19 protein-coding genes and 2 riboswitches are annotated in these 22,227 nt (G+C 37.3%); of the genes, 2 read left to right on the top strand and 17 right to left on the bottom strand.

What is annotated here, in order from left to right; genetic code table 11:
- Positions 1-376: 376 nt before the first annotated feature.
- The 16 genes from guaA to RUH74_RS16285 all read right to left on the bottom strand — a co-directional run bounded on the left by guaA (position 377) and on the right by RUH74_RS16285 (position 19,232).
- On the bottom strand, positions 377-1,930 hold the full coding sequence (gene guaA, locus RUH74_RS16360) for a glutamine-hydrolyzing GMP synthase (RefSeq protein WP_313801874.1): 1,554 nt from the start codon (positions 1,928-1,930) through the stop codon (positions 377-379).
- Positions 1,931-2,090: 160 nt separating this feature from the next.
- Positions 2,091-2,192, bottom strand: a riboswitch (purine riboswitch).
- Positions 2,193-2,226: 34 nt separating this feature from the next.
- The gene (locus RUH74_RS16355) at positions 2,227-4,434 is read right to left on the bottom strand and encodes a transglutaminaseTgpA domain-containing protein (RefSeq protein WP_313801872.1); all 2,208 of its coding nucleotides are present in this window, start codon (positions 4,432-4,434) and stop codon (positions 2,227-2,229) included.
- Positions 4,431-5,648, bottom strand: coding sequence for a DUF58 domain-containing protein (locus RUH74_RS16350; RefSeq protein ID WP_313801870.1), 1,218 nt, complete (start codon positions 5,646-5,648; stop codon positions 4,431-4,433). The genes RUH74_RS16355 and RUH74_RS16350 overlap by 4 nt, the downstream gene beginning before the upstream one ends.
- Before the next feature lies 1 nt (position 5,649).
- Complete coding sequence (locus tag RUH74_RS16345) at positions 5,650-6,606, bottom strand: AAA family ATPase (RefSeq protein ID WP_313801868.1); 957 nt, start codon at positions 6,604-6,606, stop codon at positions 5,650-5,652.
- Between the two features lie 156 nt (positions 6,607-6,762).
- On the bottom strand, positions 6,763-7,131 hold the full coding sequence (locus RUH74_RS16340; RefSeq protein WP_313801866.1) for a DUF4064 domain-containing protein: 369 nt from the start codon (positions 7,129-7,131) through the stop codon (positions 6,763-6,765).
- A 61-nt stretch (positions 7,132-7,192) separates the two neighbouring features.
- Complete coding sequence (locus tag RUH74_RS16335; protein ID WP_313801864.1) at positions 7,193-8,638, bottom strand: vWA domain-containing protein; 1,446 nt, start codon at positions 8,636-8,638, stop codon at positions 7,193-7,195.
- A gap of 431 nt (positions 8,639-9,069) precedes the next feature.
- Entirely contained in the window at positions 9,070-9,384 is a 315-nt protein-coding gene (locus RUH74_RS16330; RefSeq protein ID WP_313801862.1) for a DMT family transporter, read from the bottom strand.
- A complete protein-coding gene (locus tag RUH74_RS16325; RefSeq protein ID WP_313801860.1) occupies positions 9,384-9,725 on the bottom strand; it encodes a DMT family transporter in 342 nt (113 codons plus the stop codon). Before RUH74_RS16325 ends, RUH74_RS16330 begins: the two co-directional genes overlap by 1 nt.
- Positions 9,726-9,793: 68 nt before the next feature.
- Positions 9,794-9,890: riboswitch (guanidine-I (ykkC/yxkD leader) on the bottom strand.
- A 210-nt stretch (positions 9,891-10,100) separates the two neighbouring features.
- Complete coding sequence (locus RUH74_RS16320; protein WP_313801858.1) at positions 10,101-11,042, bottom strand: anti sigma factor C-terminal domain-containing protein; 942 nt, start codon at positions 11,040-11,042, stop codon at positions 10,101-10,103.
- Positions 11,035-11,541 carry an RNA polymerase sigma factor gene (locus RUH74_RS16315; protein WP_313801856.1) on the bottom strand — a complete coding sequence of 169 codons (507 nt, stop codon included), beginning with the start codon at positions 11,539-11,541 and terminating at the stop codon, positions 11,035-11,037. Before RUH74_RS16315 ends, RUH74_RS16320 begins: the two co-directional genes overlap by 8 nt.
- Positions 11,542-11,794: 253 nt before the next feature.
- Positions 11,795-12,793 carry an ABC transporter substrate-binding protein gene (locus RUH74_RS16310; protein ID WP_313801854.1) on the bottom strand — a complete coding sequence of 333 codons (999 nt, stop codon included), beginning with the start codon at positions 12,791-12,793 and terminating at the stop codon, positions 11,795-11,797.
- A gap of 287 nt (positions 12,794-13,080) precedes the next feature.
- On the bottom strand, positions 13,081-14,286 hold the full coding sequence (locus RUH74_RS16305; protein ID WP_313801879.1) for an MFS transporter: 1,206 nt from the start codon (positions 14,284-14,286) through the stop codon (positions 13,081-13,083).
- Positions 14,273-14,704, bottom strand: a complete 432-nt coding sequence (locus RUH74_RS16300; protein WP_313801852.1) for a MarR family winged helix-turn-helix transcriptional regulator — start codon at positions 14,702-14,704, stop codon at positions 14,273-14,275. Before RUH74_RS16300 ends, RUH74_RS16305 begins: the two co-directional genes overlap by 14 nt.
- A gap of 403 nt (positions 14,705-15,107) precedes the next feature.
- A complete protein-coding gene (gene minD, locus RUH74_RS16295) occupies positions 15,108-15,914 on the bottom strand; it encodes a septum site-determining protein MinD (protein WP_313801850.1) in 807 nt (268 codons plus the stop codon).
- Positions 15,915-16,513: 599 nt separating this feature from the next.
- Positions 16,514-18,049 (bottom strand): ABC-F family ATP-binding cassette domain-containing protein, encoded by a 1,536-nt coding sequence (locus tag RUH74_RS16290; RefSeq protein WP_313801849.1) that lies wholly within the window; start codon positions 18,047-18,049, stop codon positions 16,514-16,516.
- A 424-nt stretch (positions 18,050-18,473) separates the two neighbouring features.
- A complete protein-coding gene (locus RUH74_RS16285) occupies positions 18,474-19,232 on the bottom strand; it encodes an SDR family NAD(P)-dependent oxidoreductase (protein ID WP_057767878.1) in 759 nt (252 codons plus the stop codon).
- Between the two features lie 155 nt (positions 19,233-19,387).
- Here RUH74_RS16285 and RUH74_RS16280 point away from each other — a divergent pair, with 155 nt between their 5' ends.
- The gene (locus tag RUH74_RS16280) at positions 19,388-20,650 is read left to right on the top strand and encodes a helix-turn-helix domain-containing protein (protein ID WP_313801847.1); all 1,263 of its coding nucleotides are present in this window, start codon (positions 19,388-19,390) and stop codon (positions 20,648-20,650) included.
- A gap of 87 nt (positions 20,651-20,737) precedes the next feature.
- Here the strand turns inward: RUH74_RS16280 and RUH74_RS16275 are convergent, their stop codons facing one another.
- A complete protein-coding gene (locus tag RUH74_RS16275; protein WP_313801877.1) occupies positions 20,738-21,616 on the bottom strand; it encodes a MerR family transcriptional regulator in 879 nt (292 codons plus the stop codon).
- A gap of 175 nt (positions 21,617-21,791) precedes the next feature.
- Here RUH74_RS16275 and RUH74_RS16270 point away from each other — a divergent pair, with 175 nt between their 5' ends.
- Positions 21,792-22,133: a DUF7668 domain-containing protein gene (locus RUH74_RS16270; RefSeq protein ID WP_313801846.1), complete on the top strand. Its 342-nt coding sequence runs from the start codon at positions 21,792-21,794 to the stop codon at positions 22,131-22,133.
- The last annotated feature ends 94 nt before the right edge of the window (positions 22,134-22,227 follow it).

The following is a 22,227-nucleotide window of genomic DNA, read 5'->3' as shown; positions in this document are numbered from 1 at the left end:
GTCTTTTGATTCTCAAGCAGCGCTATCGCTCTCCGTGTTTCCTTTATCTTAGTCGGGAGCCGTCCAGTCCATACGCCGCTATGCAAGGCGCTTCCGCTTTTCTTTGTCTGCTGCAGCGCCTAGCGACTATGGACTTCCGTTCTCTCCCTACGATAAGTCAACATCAAATCCATATCGCTCTTCGTGTTTTCTTTATCTCAGTCGAGAGCCGTCCAGTCCATACGTCGCTGACCGAGGCGCTTCCGCTTTTCTTTGTCTAGCTGCAGCGCCTAGCCCCTCGAGGTCATAAGCCATTCCATCATGAAGGTTAAAGTACAACCTTCCCGCTGGCTTGTCTTATGCTTGTCGGGGCTGTGCAAGGCGCTTCCGCTTTTCTTTATTCCCACTCAATTGTTGCTGGTGGCTTGCTTGTAATGTCATAGACTACACGGTTAATGTGATCCACTTCATTTACAATACGCGTCGAAATGACTTCAAGTACATCCCATGGGATTCTTGCCCAGTCAGATGTCATCCCATCTATCGATGTAACTGCACGGATGCCGATTGTGTAGTCATACGTTCGAGCATCTCCCATCACACCTACACTTCGGATGTCAGGAAGCACGGTGAAATATTGCCAAATATCACGGTCAAGGCCTGCTTTCTTGATTTCCTCACGTAAAATAAAATCTGATTCGCGAACGATCTCAAGCTTCTCCTCAGATATTTCACCTAATACACGAATACCAAGACCAGGACCTGGGAATGGCTGTCTCCAAACAATTTCGTCAGGAATGCCTAATTCTGTTCCTAAAGCACGAACCTCATCTTTAAACAACGTGTTAAGCGGCTCAATTAACTTGAATTGCATATCTTCAGGAAGACCACCTACATTATGATGAGACTTAATCGTCTGTGCAGTTGCCGTACCACTTTCAATAATATCTGTATAAAGCGTTCCTTGTGCTAGGAATTCAATGCCCTCAAGTTTTGTCGCTTCATCGTCAAACACATAAATAAATTCATTACCGATAATTTTACGTTTCTTTTCCGGATCGGATACACCTTTAAGCTTGTCTAGGAAACGGTCCCTTGCATCTACTTTGATTACATTCATGTGGAATCCTTCAGCAAAGGTCTTCATCACACTGTCAGCTTCCCCTTTACGAAGCAGACCATGATCAACAAAAATACAAGTAAGCTGATCGCCAATTGCTTTGTGAATAAGAACAGCTACAACAGAAGAATCAACACCGCCGCTTAATGCACATAGCACCTTCTTATTTCCAACCGTCTGACGGATCTTCTCCATCTCTACTTCAATAAAGTTTTCCATTGACCAGTCGCCTTTGCATGCGCAAATACCAAACACAAAATTCTTTAAAATATCGTTTCCATAAACAGAATGCAGCACCTCTGGATGGAATTGAACGGCATATAAGCTTTTTTCTTCGTTGCTCATCGCAGCAATTGGACAAGATGGGTTTGTTCCATCAACTGTAAAACCTTGAGGCGCTTCTACTACTAAATCCCCATGGCTCATCCAAACTGTTTGTTCATCAGGTAGGTCCGCAAATAGCTTGGATTGATTTTCAAGCTTTAGTAATGCCTTTCCGTATTCACGTTGTTTTGCCTTTTCCACCTTGCCGCCATAGTGCATCGTCATTAACTGCATGCCATAGCAAATGCCAAAAATCGGGAGATCCAGATCAAATATCTCTTCATCACAACGGAATGCTCCCTCTTCATATACACTGTTCGGACCGCCGGAAAAAATGATTCCTTTTGGATTTAACTGTTTAATTTCTTCAGCTGTAATCGTATGTGGATGCAATTCACTATATACACCAAATTCTCTAATTCTGCGTGTAATTAGTTGATTATACTGGCTGCCAAAATCCAATACAATAATCATTTCCTGATTGTTCCATTCTGTTTTCCCCGTCACGCGGTTCACCTCATTATGTTAATTAAATTCTTTTAAACATATTTTTATTATTCTCTTTTTTACATAAAAATATCTTAAAAACTAGCTATTCGAACAAAAAACCAGAATTCTCCCTCACGAAATGGTGAAGGCAGAATTCTGGTTCTTTTTAAAAAAAGCATATAGAATCATCTGCCTTCATAGTCAGATCATTTACGGTGACCTGGTAGAAACTTTCGAACCATATTATCGAGGATATATGAAGGATACATTTAGTTTTTAATTAACCCTATTGTATCAACAGGTTATTTTTTTGGTCAAGCTATTGTCTTTTTAATTAAATTTTCCCATAATTCCTTCGTTTCCTCCCAGCTTCCCTTCTGGAGATTTCCCCGGTAGATAAGCTGTTCATATCGGGCGGTTAACCGGCCCATTTCTCGTGATGAGAAGAATCGATCGACATAGTCCGCATAATCTCTAAGTGTTTGTCCATCCTTTCGATGTAAACCGTATCGATCTAATTCTCTAAGCAGAAGCAAATAAGCCTTTTGGAAGTTCTCATCCTTTTTCGTCCATTTGAATCTCCAAGTTAAATAATACGGAAGCCATCGGCCACGAATTCGATAAATGATGAGAGCAAGGACAGCCCCTGCAAGAATAACCAAAACGAATAATTTCCAATATGCCTTAAAGAAACTTTTTATTGGATTGAATAACTTACTAAAAGAACCTTCGGAAGAAGCGGCTTGTTTTTCATTATCTTCTTTTAATTCTGGCTTATCCTTTTCCAGTTCTTCTGGTTTCATCGCTGAGGGCTGATCATGGCTCTGTGAAGCTGTGTCAAAGTTAAATTGAACACTATTCGAAAAGCCTTGAGTAGGTTCAAATGACACCCATCCAATTCCCGGAAAAAAAACCTCCACCCATGAGTGAGCATTGTTATTCGTAATTTCAAACATCCGGCTTCCTGACTCACCTATTCCTTTATACTCGCCTTCTGTATACCCTTTCACCCACCTTGCCGGTATTCCAATAGACCTTGCCAGTACAACCATCGAAGTGGAGAAGTTATCACAATATCCACGTTTCGTATCAAATAAAAACTGATCCACGTAATCTTCATCTTCTCCGGGAACAGCCACATCCTTCTGATCATAAGAGTACCCTGATCTACTAAAATAACGTTCTAACTCCCTCGCCTTCTCAAACCAGGAATCTTTCCCATCCGTGATCTCCTCAGCTAATTCCTTAATACGTAGCGGTAAATTCTCAGGCAGCTGTGTATACCTGCTGATCAATTCATTATTTTCAACAATATTTTTTTCTGAACTAGCTTCGTTAAGAGCAGTTACACTGTATCTTGGAATATCATAATCCAGTGTATATTGATTGATAGCAATTGGACTATCCCCTTCTAAGGAAAGAATTTTCTCTGTGGTGATTTCCAATTCAAAGGAGTAGAAGGGGGCTGCATTTATTTTCTTTATGCCTAATGGATAAACAATATGTGAATGGTTGTTCAGTGAATATACCGTACTTGATTCCTTCGTTGTTTCCACACCTGATCTATTGAAAAAGGAAGTAATAGGCACTTGGTCTTCAGAACCAAATGGGCTCCTTTCTTCTCTTGAACCTGAGGTAATCCACCCCTTCCCTGTATAAACATCCTTTGTTTCTACTTTCCAGTAATGACGTGATTCAGCCTCAACAGTGAAAACGACCTGGTTATCACCAATAAATGGTCCTCCAAGACTTGAATCATCCAATCCATAGCCGATTTTTTGAACCCCCTTGCCATCCCCGCCTTCTTTTCCATATGAGGTTAAATATGGAACCGGGTCTGGCCAAATTGGTTCTGCTTTCGGAGCAGCCAGTCCAAAGCCTACACTTACAACAATCATAGTAACTAACGGGACCATCCATTTTCGCGAAAGATTTTTCTCTTTTTTAATTCCTTCTTTATCCAGTAGCCTGAAGAAAGTTAGCATCCCTAATACAGCAAATCCTGAAACGACCGTTCTTACAATCGCCCAGCCAGCTTCGTAGGGAGTAAATGTATCTAGTACCGTAATGTAGACTAGTGTCATGAAAAAGAAAATAAATAGCTGCTTACGATTGATTAACCAATATTGGATCAAATATGTCATGAGCCAAAGCAGAATAAAAAACAAAAAGCTTCTGAAAAGATTGCTTAAATTTGACCAATCTCTTGCGATTATAATCTGAAAGCTTTCAATAAAATCAGTAATAAATATGGAAACCCATTTAAATTGAAAAAAGGCTTCATCAATATATAAAAAGTGTAAAGCAACGATGGTAAATACCCACTTCACACAGCCGCTAATTAAAATGGGGGTCCCTATGAACGAAAGCAAAAGTGAAATGAAAATAAATAAGAGGAATACCCCAATATTCGAAGTATCTGTAAGCTGTTCAAGCGGCCTTAGCCATTCCCATAGCAGCAAAAAGCCAAAGATATACATAATGAAGGTCATTAAATCCTTCTGTACCTTCCTTGATGTCATGATCGAACCACCTCCGAGAATACAGCTGAAAAATGTCCATCATGCACCATTACTATACGTAATCCTCTTGCATTTGCAGCGGCTTTTAAAGTGAGCTCGTTTTGAGAAAGTGATTCCCTTTCATGTTTCAAGAGGAAAATAGTGACTGCTCCATTTTTTAAAGTAAACCTTCCTGCTTTTTCAATTAGACCTCTAGTCAATTGTGCTGTAATAAGCATTACATTATTACTTTGAAGCAGGAGGGTATGTTCCATTTCAAGCACACGGTCAAACGTAACGGGACTGTTATCTCTAACCTTAGCTAAATGGTAAAATAGCTGTTGCTGCTGACTTTCACCGCCCCTAACTGGAAAAGCAATACGCTCAGATGAAGAAGACAGAAAGCCTATATTCGCCCCTTTTAAGAGAATCGCCTTGACAACGGAGGCTGAAAAAGAAACAATCGCTTCAAAATGATTGTCCGGTGTGCAATCCATTAGGATGTACACATCATGCGACTGCCTTTGTTCAAATTCTTTAGTCATAATGTCATTTCGCTTTGCGGTTGCTTTCCAATTAATCCATGAAAAACGATCTCCTGGCTGATATTCTCTAATTCCAATCGCCATCGTAGTATCCCGTTGTACACGTTCTTTCGAAGCAGTCATTCCCTGATCATATTGATTTTCCATTGTCTTGTAGATGATCTCTTCATACGAAGGATAAACAAGGATTTTATCTTCTAAGTGAAGCTGTCTTTCTTTTTCAATCAATCCAAGAAGATCCCCTGTTTTCATGTGAATATTCCGAAAAATGTGTTCGCCTCTTGGCAGTTTATCCACTTGATACTCCCAAGTGATTTCTTTACGAATTCCCGGAATTAGAAGTACCTTCGATTGATTCCCCTGCCGTGAAACGAAAAGAGGGTCGCTCATACGATCTTCTAAAACTAGAAAAAATAACGGAAACGCCGACTTCCTTGTCAGTGTAATTGTTACCTTTAATGTTTCCCCCGCATTATATTCACTCTTAAGAAAGAATCTCTCTGCCTCGAAATGGCTAATTGGATAAAAGGCAAGGATTAGCGCATACAGGGCGAATGGCAGAAAGCTATAAAATAAAAACCAGCTGACAAACCCGCCCTGGAACATAGCATAAGAAAAAGTAATTGCTATGAGTAAAAATAAAACAATTAGTTTCCATACTTTTTTAAAGACTGAAAAGAACCGTTTCATATTATTTCACTAGCCTTCGTACTGGAACAGGTACTCTCGCAATCACACGATCGACTATTTCTTCCGCTCGAATCCCTTCAAATTTCGCCTCTGATTTTAAAATAATTCGGTGGGCAAAAACAGATGGGGCTAAATATTGAATATCATCAGGTCGAACATAATCTCTGCCATACATAAATGCGTAGGATTGTGCAGCTTTCATTAAGGCAATCGATCCTCTCGGACTTACTCCAAGATAAACACTTGAATGCGTCCTCGTCCTGCTGGATAATTCAACAATATAGCGCTTTATTGTATCGTCCACATGCACTTCTTTCATCTGCCTCTGCAGCTCTCTTAGTTCTTTCAAATCGATTACCGGCTCCAGCTCATCAATGGGCTTTACTTTTTCTGCCCGATTTAATACTTCCATCTCATCCGCCATATCTGGATAACCCATTTTCATTTTTAATAAAAATCGATCCAGCTGGGCTTCAGGAAGCGGATATGTACCTTCGTATTCAATTGGATTCTGCGTTGCCATAACAAAAAAAGGCTTTTCGAGCTTGTGTGTAACCCCATCAATTGTCACGCTGCTTTCTTCCATGCCTTCAAGCAAAGCGGACTGTGTTTTTGGGGACGTACGATTAATTTCATCAGCTAAAATAATATTTCCCATAATTGGCCCTGGTCTAAATTGGAATTCCATTTCCTTTGGATTATAGATGGATACACCTGTTACATCCGACGGTAGCAAATCAGGTGTAAATTGAATCCGCCTAAAGTTCGCACCAACAGACTTTGCCAATGCTCTCACCATCATTGTTTTTCCGACACCTGGGACATCCTCAAGCAATACATGCCCTTCTGCAAGCAAGGCAATAATACTTAGTTCTGCTACGCTACGCTTCCCAATCATTACTTTCTCTATATTTTTCAATATCTTATCGATCATCGGGTGAATATGTTCATAAGTCATAAAGTTCCTCCTGTTATCTGCCCTATTTTTCTAAATTCCTCCATTTATTTAATTCGATATTTTTTGTCAAAATCCTGCGGCAATAAAAATTCCCTGAAAGGGAAATTCTTTCAGGGATATCTTTAATTCGATTGTTGTGAAGAAGAACCAATTGATTTAGATAATCTTCTCTTCAAATGCTTTATTATTCATTTCTATATTACTTCTCAACCCAAGCGCCCCAGCAATAATATAGAGTACACTCGGTACAAACATTAGAAAAATGGATACCGGAAAGGATAGGACGCCGCATGTAATCATTAATCCGCCATAAAGTTTATTGTCCATCCGGTTCACCAGACAACTCATGATTAACGCGCTTATTTGGATAATAAAAAATACAAAGGTAACGATAGCAACCACCCAAGCAACACCTGGATCATCAGCTAAAAAACCAGCAAAGCTAAAAAAGAAACCGACTAAAGACAAAAGTATGCCTATAATTCCCCCGACTAATCCTAATACAAATTCCGCTGTTCTGTTCATATACTCCTCCTGTTACACACCACAAAACACATTTCATGTCCAGTTCTACCTGAGTGTAGCCTTATTGTTCATTTTCCGCACGGATTTGTTCCATCCGTTCTGCCCAATCATTGATTTTCTTGTCAATTCGATTGACTTCATCATCAATTTCCTTTAATTTTTGTTCTTTTAATTGATCCGTGAGCTGATTTAACCGCTTTCCATGGTCCTCAATTTTCCCTATTAGACTTTGTTTTTGTTCCTCTGTTATTAGCCCCTCAGAAAACATTACATTCGCAGCACCCATAAATCTTCCTTGTTCCACATTGATTGCATTCGATATTTTCTGTGCCATTTTATGCACATCCATATTTCTCCATGCAACAGCAAATGTTCCCTTAGGTGTGGACCACTGCTTTCCGATGATATCAATCAAGCCCGGCGGCACCCATTTTTGGATAACGGTACTTTTTAGCTCCTCTGTGTTTTTCGCTGAGAAGTAAACCCCTTGTCCAGCTTCCGCCACAGCTTTTAATTGATTCTCTTGCTTTTCATCAACATCAAATCCAATAATATTCACTTTGCGATTTTCTTGGCCTTGAACAAATTGCTTTGCTTCAGCTATAGGATCTCCATCACATGTTTCTGCTCCATCACTTACAATATAAAGAGTAATCTCTCCATCTAACGATTGACTAACTTCATACGCCTTTTTTATTGCACCTGCTAAAGGGGTCCAGCCTTTTGCCTCGACACCATCAACCGCTTGATAGAAACCTTCCTCCTCATACTTTTGCAGCGGATATACTTCATCTATTGTCGAACACGATAATTGCTTATCTTTATTTTCCTGTGATCCCGCATGCCCATAGACATAGAGAGAAACCTCACTAGCAGCGCCTATCGTTTTCGCAAAGCTTCGAACAGCGCTTTTAGCAATTTTCATTTTCTGCTCACCATCGACATTCAGCAGCATACTGGAGCTTGCATCTAGCATGATAATAGCTTTTGAAGGAGTTGCATTCTCTTGAGCTGTTTCTTCTGAAACTTGCTCAGGTTCTGGCAAATACGGTTCATCAAATTCAGGCTTAAATGTAAGTAACTCCTTAACCACTTGCGGATACGCACTGTTGCCAATGTAATAAATGAGTGATTGATAAAGCTGATCCACGTCATCTGTTTCACCAGCAACTGAACGCAAATGCTCAGTCAGCTCACTCTCAATTCCTTCTAGCGTATGCAGACTTGGCCAGGATGCTGTTTCTTTTTCATAGGAAAAATCCAATGTAAGCTTGCCAGGCTGTGAGTTCGCAAAGTCCTCTATCGTTTCTGGGATTTTCACTGCCTTTATTTCTGCTAATCTACTGTCCGTTTTTACATCATTCTTTTTCTGCACATCTTTAGTTTCCTCTTGTACAGTCTTCTCCTTTTCTCCCTCCGGCTTCTCCTCGATTGCTTCATTTTTCTCCGAACAGCCTGAAAGAAATAGCAGTAAAATAACAATCATTGAAATTGTCCGTTTGAACACTTTCCCACCTCAATCAATGTTTTATTAAATAATATTACAGGATTCTCCAACAACTTTTCTCAAAATATACAAAAACAGGAAATAAGTTATATATATAACTATAACATTTCTAGGAAAAAAGATAGAATAATAGTCGTTATTTAAGTGTACCTTATCTTTCAATAGTAACGATTAAATAACATGCATAAGCATCTGCTTACAACCAAGTATGTAAATGTCGGTCGCTTCATTTCCCTGCGCTAGTTATTACGTCGTACATAAAGGCTTGCTCAATGAATCAGACCGGCCATCTATTTTTTTACATAGAAAAAGAGCCTGTTACCAACAGTACATGGTTTATCCCTTGGTGACAAGCTCCTCCAAATTTTCAGCTCTATTAATTTGTGTACCAAAATTGATAGCACTATATAAGCTATTTTACTTTTTCTAATTTATGAGACCAGTTTTAATCCGATTGCTGCTCCTAGGACCATAGCTATGAAGACCAACCTTTTCCAATCCTTTGATTCACCATATAAAAGCATACCCAGTACCGCTCCACCAGACGCACCAATTCCTGTCCATATCGCATAAGCGGTCCCCATCGGAAGTGTTTCCATTGCATAAGATAGACATACAAAGCTTGCCCCAAATCCAATAACTAATAGTCCAAGAGACTTCAAGTTACGGTCCTTATGAAATTTATTTATCATAGCAACACCAAGCATTTCAAATACCCCTGCTAGGATTAATGAAATCCATGCCATTAGGACTCAGCTCCTTCCTTCTCTTGATCCTTTGTCACTAATTTCAATCCGATTACACCCGCTAATAATAATAAAATCATTAGTATTTTACTCATTTTGAATGGTTCTCCAAAAATAAGAATTTCAGTAATAACCGTTCCAGCCGTTCCCAATCCCACAAAAACGGCATATACCGTTCCTACAGGCAGCTTTCGTCCTGCCATAATCATTACATAGAAACTAATGAAGATGGAGATAACCGTTCCAGCCCAAGTCCAAAAATCATCAGCGTGTTTCAATCCAATAACCCAAAACACTTCAAAAAAAGCAGCAACAATTACTTTAATCCAGTTTGCGTTCACCTAGATGACACCTCCAATTTTATTTTTCCATAAAAACAAAAAAGCCTGCGAGAAACTGTTAAACAGTTATCTCCCAGGCTTTTATCCCTCCGTGACACAGCAGAGCTGTGAGTTTCCTCTCGGACCAGACCAACAGTTAGTTGCGGAACCCTAGAAAACATTTAATTCTTCATTTTTCTTATATTATACTCACGTTTATATTTTTTTCAAGATTAAAATGATGGAAATTCAAAAATTTCTTTTTATAGGATAACTTTTGAAGTTTTTACTTAATTCACTAGAAACATCCATATAATTCGGAGTCAAATTTATTGACATGATCTTAGGGAATTAATCTCACCATACAGTACTATTGAGGTTATTAACCTTTAAGAACTAATAGTTGTCAACGATTCCCCCTAAAGATGCAGCTTTTATACTAGGTTCTTTCATCATTTTAAAAATTTGATCCTTTGTCCCATAAACAACTACTCCTAAAATTTCTATATCTTCTATTTTTTTATCTTTAAAGGTACTATATACTTTATTATGCTCACTGGAAATACTAGTTCGAAGTAATCTGAGAAACCGATCATAATCATCGTCTAAATCTGCTGTTGAGGTATAAGAACTATTTGTAGAAAAACCTAACGCATCACGTTCTCTAATAAATGCTGAGGACCAGTCATTTTCTTTTGCTTCCTTTTGAAATGTTTTTATTTCGCTATTCGTATACGTATTTATCCAAAACCAAGTCACTTCAGAAAGTTCAGTAAAAGGTAACTCATTCGGCTTGTAAGGCTTATCAAGTGAGAGCGCAACCTCGTATATTTTATCTCCCTGCATTCTTTGAATCAGATCTTTATCATTTTTATACTTTTTATATTTAACATTAGGATGAAAAAACATCATTTCTTTCCAGCCGTTTTCTTTATAGGAAACTTGCCAATCCTCTCCTGTGACCCCAATGCCTCCACCAGAACCTCTTGAAATCAAAACAGATGGAATAAGACCAAATTGATATTGTTTTTGTTCGATAACAACCGATTTAATTTTCATATTTTTTGCCACTTTATAATTGCCCACTCCTCCTAAAAATCCTCTTGAATCAACAGTTTCACTTATATAACCGTTTGGGGTACTTAGTCTGGTATAAGCATCCCATTTTTTAAATGTCTTCTGGCTAAAATAAACAGAAATAGCGAAATTCAAAATGTTCAAAACAACAAATACGATTAATGAGACGGAAACAATTGTAATAATCGTCTTCTTTTTGCCCTTCCTTATCGCCTTTTTTATCTTCCTCTCATCAAAAACATCTTCTGTAAAGTCATTCATGAAGATTCCTCCAATTCTTTTGAAAATCTTTTCTTGCTCTAAATAAATATGTTCTAATGGTTTCTTCTTTCATTCCTAGTAAAAGCGCCATCTCTTTATAACTTAGTTCCAGTTCGTATTTTAATAATAAAAGCTGTTTGTAATTTTCTTGTATACGATTTAAAGTAAGTGCTATTTCTTTATTCATTTCAATAGTTAATACACTAAATACCGTATCATCGTCATTGGTGAAATTACTCCAGAAGCGATCATCATTAATCGAAATCACTTGTTCTTTTCCTTTTTTCTTTAGATTTTTTTTAAACTCATTCATAGCAATAGAAAAAATATACGAAAGAGCTTTATTTGAAGAAACACCGTTGCTATAAGCTATATATTTTGTATAGCTTTCTTGGACAATATCTTCTGCATCTTCATGACTACATCCGTTCTTTTTCAAGTAAAAGTAAATCATTTTTGCTTGCTTTTTATATAACTCTAATAGTAGCTGAGAATCCATAGCTCCTCCTCTCTACTCTCCTCTATAAGTATAGAGTCCTTTTCCCTTAAAAAGTTTACAGCAAAATGAAAATAAAAGTTGAAAAATAAAAACCTTGAAAGGCAATAGCCTGTCAAGGTTTTTCGATGAGCTTACTTATTGTTGAGTGTATGTATGGATTAGCTCCGTTTTAAAATTTTCATACATAAGCAATGTCTCATTTACGAGCCCTTCGAATTCTTTATAGCTTCGGTAAACAGTTTTCCATTGCTTTTTATTCCCCTACTATTTTTGCATCCTTTAACATTTCTTCTGTTAGTGTGATTCCTTCTTGCTCAGCTGCAGCCTTGTTAATAACAAGCTCTAAGCTTTCTGGAAAACCGACTGGGATCTCACTTGGCTTTTTCCCCTCGAGAATTTCGACTGCCATTTTGCCAGTTGTATACCCTAAATCATGATATTCAAAGCCATATGAAGCAAATGTTCCGCGTTTAACTGAATCGCTTTCTCCTACAAAGGTGGGAATATCCTTCTCATTGGCTACAGTAATAACCGATTCAAGGGCGGAAACAACTGTATTATCCTTCGGAATATAAAAAACATCCGCTCTTCCGACTAATGACTCTGCTGCTTGCTTCACTTCAGAGCTTGCTGAAACGGTTGTTTCAACTGCCTCTAATCCAAGCTCCTTTAGAGCCTTTTTTGCGTTTTCGACATTAACAACAGAGTTAGGTTCCCCAGAGTTATAGATCATCCCTACTTTCTTAGCATCAGGAAAAAATCTTTTAATTGCATTCATCGTATTTTTAATCGCGTCTGGATGTGTATCAGATGTACCAGTTACATTTCCACCCGGTTTTTCAAAGCTTTCAACTAATTCAGCACCTACTGGATCAGTGATTGCAGTAAACAGGACAGGAATTTCCTTTGTTGATTGAACAACTGCTTGTGCACTTGCTGTTGCAATAGCTAAAATCAAATCATTATCGTCAGCAACGAGATTTTGAGCAATCGTCATGTTGTTGTTCATATCTCCTTGCGCATTCTGGTAATCTAGCTTAAGATTTTTTCCTTCCTCATAACCAGCATCCTTCAAAGCTGCAATAAATCCTTCACGGGCAGCATCTAATGATGGATGTTCAACCAGCTGCGTAATTCCTATTTTGATCGTTTCCTTTTCCTCCTTGCTTCCCCCTGCTTCTTTGCTTCCTGATCCACAAGCAGAAAGCAATAACAGGAAGATGCATAGTAATGCAGATAAAGTCCTCTTCAAGCACTTTCCCTCCTTCGACTATTTCGTGTATTTTCTAGTTGAAGGCATAAGGATATGTACTCAGATGTACTCAATGATAGCGTCCTTTTAGCCAATATTACATTTTAATTATTCATAATATTTAGATATTATCACATTTAGAAACATGTAAACAATGATTATTTCTATATATTTCATCTTTTACGATACTCCTAAATTATCAAACCATTTATGAAGATATTGTAATTGATCTGGCCCTTCAATTAACCATCATTTATACGGATAAATAGCAAAAAACGCTTGGAAACTTAACCAAGCGTTTCAACTGCATTATTAATCGTAGCCTTTTCTTTCTTGCCATGCAGCAAATAATAAAGACCAGAGGATACCAAAACAACAACGCCCAATATCATGTAAAGTGTACTATAGCCCGTAAATGGGATGAAGAATCCCAACAGATAAGGTCCAAATCCAAGCCCAGCATCAAGAAAAATAAAGAATGTTGACGTAGCCAATCCCATGCGATGAGGGGGAGTAAGCTTAATGGCAATTGCCTGTGTACAAGACTGCATATTTCCGAATCCGAGCCCAATTAGGACGCCTGCAGCTAATAGCGTAAGGCTATTATGAGCAAATCCTAAAAGCAGCATACCGGCTGTAAAGAAAATAAATGCAGGATACATCACATAGTTTGCTCCTTTTACATCCATTAATCGACCAGTAAATGGACGTGAAGCCAATACAGCTATTGAATAGACAAGAAAGAAAAAGCTCGCAGCACTAACAAGGTCAATTTCAATTGCATAGAAATTAATAAATGATAAAACACTAGAGTAACAGAAGGCTACTACTAAAGTTATCAATGCAATTGGAATTGCCTTTGGCTCAATAAATTGTGAAAGCTTGAATCCATTTTCCCCCTTTCTTTTTGTTGCTCCTTCCAATACCGGTACATTTACAAAGAATGCTGTAATCAGACTAATGATTCCTAACACAAGGCAAAGACTAAAAATGATTTGTGTACTAGTATGCTGGCTCATGTACAATCCAACGAAAGGTCCGATTGCTGTAGCCAATGTCGCACTCATACTGTAATAACCGATTCCTTCTCCTCTTCGTGAAGCCGGGATAATTTGGGCAACAATCGTTCCTGTTGCTGTACTCGCAATACCTAATGTTATCCCATGTAATAAACGTGTTATAAGCAGGAAAGCAATCCCTAAATGGATAAAATATAAAGCTGAAGATAAAATATATAGAATTAATCCAATAAATAATGTTCTCTTGCGGCCAATTGAATCAATACTGCGACCAATAAACAGGCGACCAATTAAAGTTCCTACAATAAAAATTCCTGTAACGAGACCGGCCTGGCTTGTCGTAGCATGGTATTCATCCACTGCATAAACACCTATAATAACGATTAATAAATAAAAGACTAGCGTTAACAAAAAATTGATGCTGGACACGATAATAAAATCCTTCGTCCATAATTTTGACTTACTCACTTTTATTACCCTCTCTAATTAAAAGATTCTCTTGTATTTTAGGCAGAATATGAAAAGCAGCCTTCTGCTCTTCTTTCTTTATCCCTTCCATTACACTATTTTCTAAGTCGTTTATTTTTTTTCTGCATTCCAGATAAATCTTTTCTCCTAATTCAGTTAACTGAATGATTTTTTCTCTCCTATCCTTACCAGGAATTTGTTTCACGATTTGCAGTTCTTCCAAACGGTGAACCCTCCTTGTAATCGTCGGTTTCTCTACATTATATTTATTTGAAATATCCACAAGTGTTGAAGGTCCATTGTTTTTTATATAAAAAATAACTTGCCATAAAGAATAAGAAAGCTCATACGTGCTTAATAATTCATTTAATGTAGTTATTAGTGATCGATAAAGACTTAAATATCGTTGAAAAAAACCTTCCAATTCTTCCACTTCCTCTCAAAAAAATAATTACCAAGGATAACTATTACCAAAGGTAACTATAAAGGTTCTTCAAAAGAATGTCAAGTTGATTTTATAATATGGAAAAATTTCGAAGTACTAAGGCTGTTACATTTCATAATTCTGATGCTCAATCTATTTAGCCAGCAAACGGGGATAGTGTACAAACAAACTGGAGTGTGGATGACTCCTTTAATGAAGGGGAATAAAAGCCTAGGATGGATTAAATATCTTTCGCTATACGAAGTTTATAGGCGAATATAAATCAAAAAAACGTTCGAAACTCAAATGTTTTTTTGATTTATATTCTTTCTTTCAGTCTTTGATTCAGTTTTTCTTTCCTAAAGGATAATTCGTTACTGAAGAATGGAATACTGCCGATTGTCTATATTTTTCTTATCATTTTTTTCCATTTAAATAAATGGAGACTTTTCTTCTCTTTTATTTGAGCGGAGATATACTCTTTATTTTCATTTCTTAGCAGATTTCTTGCAGCATGGCGGAATCGCAGTCCATTATCATTGCTAGTATTTAATGTTATCGGGATACCTTGATGAATGGAATGAACAATTTCATGATCTTGGGTGATAACCCCAAGTAAATTAATTTGAAGTGTATCTAAGATACTTGAAATATTCTCATAATGAAGACTGCTTTTCTTTTTCCCCGGATCCATGTTAATTATTAAATGGGGTGGAATAGAAATGAACTCTTCCAATAAGCCAATGACACGATCTGCATCTTGTATGGACGTACGATAAGTATTCGATACAACAATCGCTTCATTAGCTGCTGCAGCTGCATTCCTGAATCCCGTTTCAATTCCAGCAGGTGAATCGATTAAGACGAAGTCAAAGCTTTCAGAAAGGCTTTCAACCGTTTCCTTGAAAAGCTCTGGCTTGATATTTAACGATGTATATTCCTTACTCCCCGGCAGAAACCAAAGGTCAGGAAACCTTTTATCCTTAATTAACGCTTGTTTTAGCTGGCAATTGCCCTTTAAATAATCCCCAATATCATAGATCATCCTATTCGTTAACCCTAATGGGATATCTAAATTTCTTAAACCGAAATCTGCATCAATAAGACACACCTTTTTCCCCATTAATGCAAGGGAGGTCCCTATATTAGCAGTGATAGTAGTTTTTCCAACACCACCTTTACCAGAAGTAATCGTAATGATTCGAGCCATAGTTATACCTCCTGTTGCCTAGTAAAATGCAGTAATGATCATTGTTATTGCTCCTAATCAGCATCTATTTTGTTCCATTATATTTGTTGATTAAACTTCAGAGCTATATGTAATCGTTGTGATAGTTTCTTTCTCTGCACTCGCTGTTTTTTTCTAATAAGTATTCTTATCATTATGAGCAGAAAGGCAAGCACCCCAATTAAAAACAAAAACATAAGCGCCCTCCTTTATACCGTTGTTTAAAAAAGGATATTCAGATACCAAGCGTCAATGAATGATTTTATAGTTTAATCTGCTATTTTTCAATCGAACAAACACCTCATGAAGCCATTCGTTTTATGAACGTGACAAAACCCAAAGAATTCATTCGAAGAAATTTTCTATCATATTAATCCTGAAATATTATATTAGCAAAACACTCTCTACAAAAACTCTACATGATTACAAGTAGCCGGAAGGAGATAATAATTAGCCTGACTTGCATGTACATGTATTCCATCTTCGCAAATCACTTTCCCAGACACCAGCCCTTTAATAACTATTTCCTCTAAAAAAAAGGAAAAGTCCCTATTTAAGGGACCTTTCCCTTTTTAATATAACTATATACAATCCTCTATAGCTAATGATCGATCAGCCCACTGCTGATAGAACTTTTCTTCATGCGAGACTAGTAATACACTGCCTTTAAACTGAATTAACGCTTTTTGTAATGCTTCTTTTGTTTCCGCATCTAAATGATTGGTTGGTTCATCTAAGATAAGAAAATTACACGGCGAAAGTACGAGCAGGCATAACTTCACCTTCGACTGTTCTCCGCCGCTCAGCGTCGCTATTGCTTGAGTCGTATGGGTATTCTTTACACCACATTGAGCCAAACGGCTTCGAATCTCCTTCAAACCTAATTTTGGATAATAATCTGAGATGATTTGCAGCGGTGTTTTCGTTCCATCTTCCCATGCTAAATCTTGTTCGAAATAACCAATCTTTACTGATTCTGAAAATCGAAACCTGCCTGCTATAGCCGATATGCGTTGTACAAGTGTTTTTAGCAATGTAGATTTACCGATTCCGTTAAAGCCTGTAATTACTAGCTTTTCCCCGCCTAGCACAGAGAAATTCAATTTAGGCAATAGCGGTTTTCCGTAACCAACCTCTAGCTCATTTACGGAGAGTGCGATCTGCCCGGAAAGTGGGATTTCTTTAAAGGCAAAAGCAGGTTTATGTGTGAATGCCGGCGGTGCCAATCGTTCCAGCCTTTCAAGCTGTTTCCGGCGCCCTTGTGCAATCCTCGTATTAACTCCGGCAATATTTTTTCTAATAAACTCTTCCGTCTTTTCAATCTTTTTTTGTTGGGCCTCATACTGTCTAATATAATCCTCCCGCAAATGCTCTTTTTGCTTGAGAAAATCAGAATATTTCCCTGTATATTTTTTAATTGTTCCAAACTCAATATCGCATATGCATGAAGATACTTTTTCTAAAAAATCATGATCATGGGAAACGACGATATAGGCACCATCGAAAACGGCTAAATAATTGGCAAGCCATTCTACATGTTCTTTATCAAGGAAATTCGTTGGCTCATCCAGCAATAGAACATTGGGTTTTTCTAGCAAAAGCTTCGCGAGGATGACTTTCGCTCTCTGCCCCCCGCTCAGCTCATTAATTAAGCGATCCGTGCCGATTGCATGTATCCCTAACCCATATACGACTTTATCAATCTGACTGTCAATGAAATAAAAATCACTCGCCTCAAGTTGTTCCTGATAGGCTGCTGTTTGCTCCAGTAAATCATAATTACCTGTATCCGCCATCAGCTGATAGAGATCATTTACTTTCTGTTCTAGATCAAATAGATTTGCAAAAGCTGTGTTTAAATATTCAATAATTGTTTGTGTTCCCTTCATTTTGGCATATTGATCAAGATGCCCTATACGAATAGAAGATTGCCATTTAATCAAACCGTTATCCGGAATTATCTCTCCCATCAATATTTTTATCAGGGTGCTTTTTCCTGCACCATTTTGTCCTACAATCCCCATATGTTCGCCTTTGTATAAATCAAAACTTGCTTTATCATATAGAACTTTATCTATATAACTGTGGGTTAAATTTCTGACCTCTAGTAAACTCATGTTCATTCCTCATTTCCTAAAAATAAAAAAAGCAAAGAGACGGCGTTTTTAGACGCCAGCTCTTTGCTTCGGGGGCTTTGCTGCAATCGATGCAACAAAATCCTTTCAAAATTCATTGAAAAATCCAAAACAAAGGGCCATAGACAAAGCATTGTCTATGGCCCTTTAATCTTTGTATCATCGGCAAATAGTCATACTCAAATAAGCATAGTACCCTACACTTTTATCAGCAAACTATTTACCGATGAATAGAGGAAGCAGCGTGCTTCCTGATTAGGCTCCTGACACAATGCTTCATCGTATACATTTGTGCGGAGCAAATCTCTCTAATAAAAACCCTATTCTGATTATTCATTGTATGGAAGCACCTCCTTTCCTCTTTCTATATTACGATTAATTTATAAGGATGCTTGCTAAATACAGTCTATAATGTCAATCCGCCATCCACAAGAACAACCGAACCTGTCATATAGCTTGCTCGATCTGATGCTAAGAAAGAAACCATTTCAGCTAGTTCTTTCGGGTCAGCATAACGGCCCATTCTCATATTTGAAATCTCTTCTGGAACATAACCGCCTTTTTCAAATTGAGTGGCCACACTAGCAGTTAAGGCTGTTTGAACACCGCCCGGACATAGGGCATTAATGCGGATTCCCTTATTAGCATATTCTAATGCAGCCCCTTTTGTAAAGCCTATAACTGCATGTTTACTTGCAGAATACACTGCTACACTATGCTCAGGACGAACTCCAGCAGTAGAAGCGGTGTTAATAATAGAACCGCTGCCTTGCTCTTCCATTACTTTTAGCACATACTTCATGCCAAGGAAGACGCCTTTTACATTGATCGCCATAATCCGATCAAATTCAGATTCTTCCACTGAAGTGAATGGAGCAAACTTCTGTATAATACCTGCATTATTGAAAAATACATCTATACGTCCATATGTTTCGACTGCTTTATTTACATAATTTTGTACTTCTTCATCTTTTGAAACATCTGCTTGAACGAAGATCCCTTCTCCGCCCTGTTCTTTGACAAGCTTTAATGTTTCTTCCCCTGTTTCTTTATTGAAATCGACTAATACAACGGTTGCGCCCTCTCCAGCAAGTTTCAAACTGCTCGCTCTGCCAATTCCGCTTCCTGCACCAGTTATGACAGCAATTTTGTTTGTTAATTCCATTTATAGCTCCCCCTTGTTATTAAATAGTTGATACATCAATTATTTTAAAACTTGCAAAGTAAAATGAATTGCAATATTTTACGAATAATAGTATTTTTTTATCATCTTTAAATACATTAAATGAATTCAATAATCTTGAATGGAGCTTATGGAATATGGAATTAGCCGATGAAGATCTAAGATATTTTTGCCAATTAATAAATGAAGCTCATCATATCCCTGTGTATTATGTCAATCAGTTTGGAGAGTTCGAATACGAATTTTCAACCATTGCCTTGCAGCAAAACCCATATGATTTCCCGTTCAAGCAGCAGATAAGTATTTATTCCAATGAAGAGGATCCTACTGATTTTCCTATCTTCCTTTCGAATTCTAATTTGAACTTCTTTTTTATTCATCTAAAAAGGGAGAATCACTTTTTAGGTTCTATTATAGTAGGGCCTGTTCTTGAAGCGGAAATTTCTGATGAAAATATCACTAAAATAGTTGACGCCTATAAAGGAAGCGTGAATAAAAGAAAGCTTATTGACTACTATCACTCCATTCCTATTATTGATAAACAGCAGCTGCTGGCGATTAGTCTATTAATGTATGATTTGATTTACCGCAAAAAGTTAGATAAATCTTTTGTCATACAAAACAATACTGCACTAAACCTTGTTAACATTGAATCAAAGGATTTGGATCTTGAGCTTTCTAAAGGAAGGCAAAATTTAATTTTCCATTCAAATCTTTCATATGAACGTGTTTTACTTGATTATGTCAAACACGGTCAGAAAGATAAATTAAAGGATATTTTCGACTACTCGATTATTGGTGAGGCGGAATTAGGTTTATTGTCAAAACGAAACCGTTTAAGAAGTGAAAAAAATTTGATGATAACGGGAATTGCTCTTGTTTGCAGAGCGGCGATTGAAGGTGGTTTAAATGATGAAATAGCCTTCACTTTAAGTGATTTCTATATTCAGCAACTCGAGGAATTAGGTAGTTTGAAAGCCATTCTGAAATTAACGGAAGAAGCGATAAGTGATTTTACTAATCGTGTGCACCAATTAAATGAAGCGAAATATTCAGCACCCATCACTGCTTGTCAGAACTATATTTATAACCATCTGTATGGTGATATCTCACTTGATCACCTAGCAGAATTATGTCATTTAAGTCCTAATTATTTATCCTCTCTTTTTAAAAAGGAAGTGGGTATCCCTATAAGCGAATTTATTCAGCAGCTTCGAATAGACGAAGCAAAAAAGCTATTAGATTTAACGAACTATTCCATTGCCGAAATCGGTACATTCTTAAACTTCAACGATCAAAGCTATTTCATAAAAACCTTCAAAAAACATACCGGACTAACCCCTAAGCAATATAGAAAAAGGGACAGAGGGACAGGATCATTGTCCCAGTTAGGACAATGATCCTGTCCAAAAGTCTCTATTTGTAACCACATGATTACGAAGAGACAAAGAAAAAAGACTTACTCCTGATTTTTTAGGACGCAGTCTTTACTCATTTAATTTGTTCAATGCTTCAATTTCAGGGTACTGTAAAAGGAATTTTTCGTTTGCACTTTTCATTTGCTCATAATATTTCGTGTAAGAACGACTTAACTTTTTCATCGCGGGAATAAAGACGTCATTATACCCACTTGTACGATTATATTCTTTCAGCATTCTTTCCATATTATAAACCGGAGATTGTTTATATTCCTCAGATTGCTTGTATTCTAAGTATTGTTCTAACAATTCCCTGTTTCCAGATAAAAATTTCTGGGGATCTTCTATCGATCGTTTTGTATTCTCTATCATGTCATGAATGTCGTTTGTATAGATATGTTTTGTGCTTTCAATTAAAAACAATTGTATGTCTTTAGGAAATTCCATTGGTGGTGCATTATCCAAAAATGCGATAATTTCTTCATAAGCAGCTTGCTGTTCACTAGTTTCAATAGGTTCGTTCAAAAAACGTGCAAAATGTAAGCAAATAAATCGGCCATAGTATCCTGGAAATGCCTCCAACAACTTTTCTGTTACCGTTGCACTCTGCTCAATCGTTTCTAATTCCTTGTGAATATCAGCAAAGCTATAGCCACAGCTAAGCTTATCAAGTATCGCCTTTTTGGCCATATCCCGCTGTATACTTAATTCCTTCTGTACCGCTATTTTTTGAAGTGCAGAGCTAGTATCCTCCGCAAATATTAATTTAATTTCTTCTATACTAAGACCAAGCTTTCGTAAAACGGAAATTTCCTTTAAGCGTTCAACATCCTTGACACTGAATACTCGATATCCATTTTCTAAGCTGTCAGGAAAAATAAGCTGTTGTTCTATATAATAGTTAATTGCCTTTTTAGTCAAATTTGCTAATTTGCTTGCCTCACTCATCAACACGTTCTTCACCTCCATTTCATCTTAAACTAGCACCCAAGGGAATAGTCAATAGCTCTAAAAAGAGCAATCTGCATAATACAAATTTCCTAGCCATAAGTGACTTTAGCTGCTCCATCAAAATGTTGCCATATGGTAATGTCAAAATATAACCTTAGGAGGTGACAGGAAAATGCCTATAGAAGAGCAAATTAGGCAATTAGCCAAAGAAGCTTTTTTCGATTTAGTTCATTTACGCTACGATAAACTGAAAAAAGAGAATAAATTAACTGAGGAAACGGAAAACTTCTTGAAGGAAGTGTTTCAGGAACAAGGAATCCTCTCATTGCCGCCAAGCAACGAAGAAATGGATATAGATGTGTATGAATATAATGATAACAGCGGATATTGCGCTGAAATAAGGTACTTATGGTTTGACGATGAAGAAAGCCCAATCGTACTCTTTTGCCAGGCAAAAGCAAATGAGGAAAAAACAAGAGTAACTGAGTTTTATATTGAAACGCTTGATGCATAAGGAAAGCCCCTTTCGAGTTAAGCTGCCAATCGAAAGGGGTGTTTTTTTATTTCGTAGTACTGGGGCAGATATCATCATGCCTCAAAAAATTAAT

This window comes from Cytobacillus sp. (genome assembly GCF_032154635.1).
In the GTDB taxonomy this organism is placed as follows: Bacteria; Bacillota; Bacilli; order Bacillales; family Cytobacillaceae; genus Cytobacillus.
The sequence above is the reverse complement of the archived record's forward strand: the minus strand, read 5'-3'. Positions and strand labels throughout refer to the sequence as shown.